The organism is Olsenella phocaeensis (assembly GCF_900120385.1).
Classification (GTDB): domain Bacteria; phylum Actinomycetota; class Coriobacteriia; order Coriobacteriales; family Atopobiaceae; genus Olsenella_I; species Olsenella_I phocaeensis.
This window is the reverse complement of record NZ_LT635494.1, coordinates 519389-523539: the sequence shown is the minus strand read 5'-3', so window position 1 is coordinate 523539 and position 4151 is coordinate 519389. Positions and strand designations below refer to the sequence as shown.

The 4151-nt window shown below is 69.2% G+C and carries 4 protein-coding genes and 2 pseudogenes; all 6 read right to left on the bottom strand.

The genetic code is table 11. The annotated features are described in order from the left end of the window. Window position 1: 1 nt before the first annotated feature. A pseudogene (locus BQ7388_RS02440) lies at window positions 2-136 on the bottom strand (DivIVA domain-containing protein); the annotation flags it as partial. A gap of 96 nt (window positions 137-232) precedes the next feature. After that, window positions 233-475 (bottom strand): YggT family protein, encoded by a 243-nt coding sequence (locus BQ7388_RS02435; RefSeq protein ID WP_062530171.1) that lies wholly within the window; start codon window positions 473-475, stop codon window positions 233-235. After that, a complete protein-coding gene (locus tag BQ7388_RS02430) occupies window positions 472-1137 on the bottom strand; it encodes a pyrroline-5-carboxylate reductase family protein (protein WP_268794038.1) in 666 nt (221 codons plus the stop codon). The genes BQ7388_RS02435 and BQ7388_RS02430 overlap by 4 nt, the downstream gene beginning before the upstream one ends. Window positions 1138-1207: 70 nt before the next feature. Beyond that, window positions 1208-1531: pseudogene (locus BQ7388_RS02425) on the bottom strand (laccase domain-containing protein); the annotation flags it as partial. 2 nt (window positions 1532-1533) lie between these two features. Beyond that, on the bottom strand, window positions 1534-2664 hold the full coding sequence (gene ftsZ / locus BQ7388_RS02420; RefSeq protein WP_062530162.1) for a cell division protein FtsZ: 1131 nt from the start codon (window positions 2662-2664) through the stop codon (window positions 1534-1536). Window positions 2665-3050: 386 nt separating this feature from the next. Beyond that, window positions 3051-4151 (bottom strand): cell division protein FtsQ/DivIB (locus tag BQ7388_RS02415; protein WP_072499697.1); only part of this gene is annotated, 1101 nt, incomplete at its 5' end.

Genomic DNA, 4151 nt, shown 5'->3' with positions numbered 1-4151 from the left:
CCGCGATCTTCTGGAGCATGGCGTCGACCTCGCCCGAGAGCTGGTCGAGGAAGGCGTCGACCTCCTCGGTGTTGTAGCCGTGCTTCTTGGCCTCGGAAAAGGTCATCTGCTCGATGTCAGCCGGAGTGATAGCCATCTTGTTCCCCTTCGAACGTCCTTTGCTACGTCATCGCGCGGGCTACCGCTTCTGTTGATTGTACCCCGCGCGTCGCTTGCCTTGCCGCTCCCCACCTCAGATGATGCGCTGCGCCAGCTGGAGGACCACCAGCGCGAGGATGGGAGAGAAGTCCACCCCGCCCACGGGGGGCAGGAACCTCCTGAACAGTCCCAGGTAGGGCTCGACGATGGTAGCGAGCGCCTGGTAGAAGTCCTCCACGAGCGGGATCTGGGTCATGCGCAGCCACGAGAGCACGACCTCCACCACGATCAGCGTCTGGTAGGCGTAGAGGAGCCTCCCCACGAGGAGGTGAATCATGCCGCACCCCCCGCCAGCTCGGCGTTGCGCTCGAGCGCCGCCTCGACGGCCTCCGAGGTCGCCCAGAAGGTCTGGGTCTCCATGGCCCTGAGGCCGGCCGCGGTGGTGCCGCCGGGAGAGGTGACGCGCTCCATGTAGGTCCTGGGGTGCTCGCCGGAACCCAGGAGCTGGCAGGCCGTCCCGCGCATGGTGGAGAGCACCATCCTGCGGCAGGCGCCGGCGGCCAGCCCCCTCTCGACGCCCGCGCGGACGAGCTGGTCGGCGATCAGGGCGAAGTAGGCCGGACCGCAGCCGGAGACCGCGCCCGCCACGTCGAGCTGGTCCTCTCGCATGAGCTCGCAGACGCCCAGGGCGGCGAAGGCGTCACGCACCAGCCCGACGTCCTCCCGCGTGCAGCCGTCGCCCGCGCAGAGCGCCGTCGCCCCCGAGAGCGCCTGCACCGGCAGGTTGGGCATGGCGCGCAGCACGCGCGAGCCGGGGAGCGCCGTCTCGAGGGCATCGAGCGCGACCCCCGCCGCGATGGAGACCACCGCATGACCCGCGAGCAGGGGCTCGAGCTCCTTGAGCACTGCAGGGAGCACCTGGGGCTTCACGGCCAGGACGGCCAGGTCGAAACCGAGCGAGAGGAGCTCCGCCGCGTCCTGGCGGCAGACGGCGCCCAGCGCGGTGAGCGGCNAAGCAGAGGAGGACGGGGACCCCCGGGGCGACGCACACGACGGCGTCCGCCCCCTCTTGGGCCTGCGCCTGGGCGCGGGCCACGGAGGCCTCGTCGGGCGAGAGGACCTCCACCACGCGGTCGCCGTGCACCTGCCAGGGGTTGACGAGGCGCGCCTCGAGACCTCCGGCGCCCAGGGCCGCGAGGGCTAGCGAGCGGTTGCGGGCGACGGCCGCGGGGTCATCCCCGCAGCGGTCGCCCAGGTTGAGGCCCTGGAACTCCCCCGCGGAGCAGCCGCCCGTCCGCTCGCTGAAAGCGAAGGTGACCCCGCCCGGACGGCCGAGGTCGCCGAGAAGGGTCACGCCCTGCGAGACGTACCTGTCAAGCCGGGGCAGCCGCATCGCTAGAGGCGGCTGTGCTTCAGGAACTCGGGAATGTCGAACTCCTTGTCGTTGGAGCTGGCGGCGGAGCCGGACTGGCGCTGCGCGGGAGCGGGCGCAGGGGTCGCCTTGCGGCCGGAGCGGCTGCTGCCGCGGCCGCGGTCTACGGTCAGCGTGGGGATGGACTGCTGGACGTTGTTGTCGTTGAAGCCGGTGGCGATGACGGTCACGCGCACCTGGTCGCCCAGGGACTCGTCCACGACGGTGCCGAAGATGATGTTGGCCTCGGGGTCGACGTTCTTGGCGACCACGTCGGCGGCGTCGTTGATCTCCTGGATGCCGAGGTCCTTGTTGCCGGCGATGGAGAGCAGGACGCGGGTGGCGCCGTCGATGGAGCTCTCGAGCAGGCGGCTCGAGATGGCCTCCTCGGCCGCGTCGGTGGCGCGGTTGTCGCCGGAGGCGAGGCCCACGCCCATCATGGCGGTGCCGGCGCCGCGCATGATGGTGCAGACGTCGGCGAAGTCGAGGTTGATCAGGCCGGGGACGGTGATGAGGTCGGTGATGCCCTGGGTGCCCTGGCACAGGACGTCGTCCGCCATGCGGAAGGCCTCGATGAAGCTGGTCTTCTTCTCGCTGAGGTCGAGCAGGCGGTCGTTGGGGATCACGATGAGGGCGTCGACGCTCTCGGAGAGGGTCTTGATGCCGTCGGCCGCGCGGTTGGTGCGGGGACGACCCTCGAAGGTGAAGGGCTTGGTGACGACGCCTACGGTCAGGGCGCCCACGTCGTTCTTGGCGATGTCGGCGACCACGGGCGCGGCCCCGGTGCCGGTGCCGCCGCCCTCGCCGGCCGTGATGAAGACCATGTCGGCCCCGGCGAGCGCCTGCTTGATCTCGTCATGGGAGTCCTCGGCCGCCTCTGCGCCCACCTCGGGGTTGGCGCCGGCGCCCAGGCCGCGGGTGATGTCCTGGCCGATGTGCACCTTGATGTCGGCGTCGGAGATGGCGAGCGCCTGCGCGTCGGTGTTGATGGCCACGAACTCGACGCCGCGAATCCCCTCCTCGATCATGCGGTTCACGGCGTTGGTGCCACCGCCGCCCACGCCGACCACCTTGATGACGGCAAGGTAGTTGCTGGGAATGTCAGTGTCGATCATGGTTCCTCCTCGCTTGGCGACGGTCCGGGGAGCGTCTGCCGTTTCCCGTTCGGGTGCCGCTCCACCGCTGGTGGACTGCAATGCGGTACCGTGCTTCACAAACTGCTGCGAATGGCGCTTCGTCTTCATGCTTCGACTCTCGCTCGGTGGTGCCTGGGCTTGCGACGGTCTGGCCCCGACGAGGTGAGAGAAACCCTAAACCTCAGGTAGAACCCTATGCCTCGTCCGAAGCGCGGTATATTTGCACATTCCCGCGACTGCCGTCAACACTTTTGTCCAAAATGTGAAACCTGCAGCTCAATGCCCATAAAGAGCTGCTTCTCATCCCTGAGGCGCTACTCGAGGGTTAGGGATCGCACTGTCCTGGGAGAAGCGGAAGCCTCGGCCTACTCCCCGACCTGGGAGCCGGACTCCGAGGTGGCGTCGGCGCTCTGGCTGCCGGAGTCCTGGCCGTCGCCGGAACCGTCCGCGGAGGAGCCGTCCTGCCCCGTGCCGTCCGAGGTGCCGTCCGTCACGGCCTGGCCCGTGGCTTCGGACTGATCAGACCCGGAGCCCTGCTGCGACGTTGTGGCCTGGCTCCCGCCGCTCGACGACGTGGTCGAGGCGTAGTCGCCACCCGCCGTGCCGCTTCCCGCCTGGACCTTGTCCGAGTCGACCATGCGGTAGCTGGGGCTGCCATAGACGCGCACGTTGATGTAGGTCAGCCTGCCCTCGTACTTCTGCAGGATGGAGTTGATGACCGACTCCTTGCTCTCTATGTCGCGCGGCGACCCGAGCGAGATCTCGACCCCGCTCTTGAGGACGCACGAGATGCTCTCGACGGCATCGGCCTTGTAGCTCACGACCTGGGAGGAGAGGGCGTCCGAGAAGGTCTTGCGGTAGCTCATGACCGCCTGGATCGTCTCGTCCGTGGACGCGGAGCCCGCCACGGGGCTCACGCTGGAGGGGACGTCGGTGATGAGCAGGGCGCCCATCTCCTGGGCCTTGGCGAGCGCGACCTCGTTGGCGGACTCCCCCTCCGCCACGGTGAGCGGCAGGGGCTCGATCCAGCTGCCGTCGCCCCCCATGCACCAGGCGACGTTGCCCGCGCTCATGACCACGATGCAGTCGACCTTGCGCTCGGTGACCACGAGCCTGAGCGTGCCGGGGAACTCCCTCACGAAGCTCACGTCCTGCACCCAGGGGTTCCTCTTGAGCGCCGACCTGATCCCCGACTCGTCGAAGTTGAGGAGGGTGCTCCCCTGCCGCACGTTGGCGAGCCGCACGATGGTGGTGGAGTCCATGTGCTCCGTGGGGTCCGCCTCGACGGAGCCGATGGTGAATGCGGGCGTGTACGAGAGCACGAGGAAGCCCACGAGCGCGACGAGGAGCAGGGCCGCCACGGCGATGCCGCCCACGATGAGGCGGCGCGCCACGTCATGCGACCCCACGGAGGCCTCCCGGGAGACGGGCGACGCGCCACCCTCGGCCGCCTGGCGCCTGGGGGA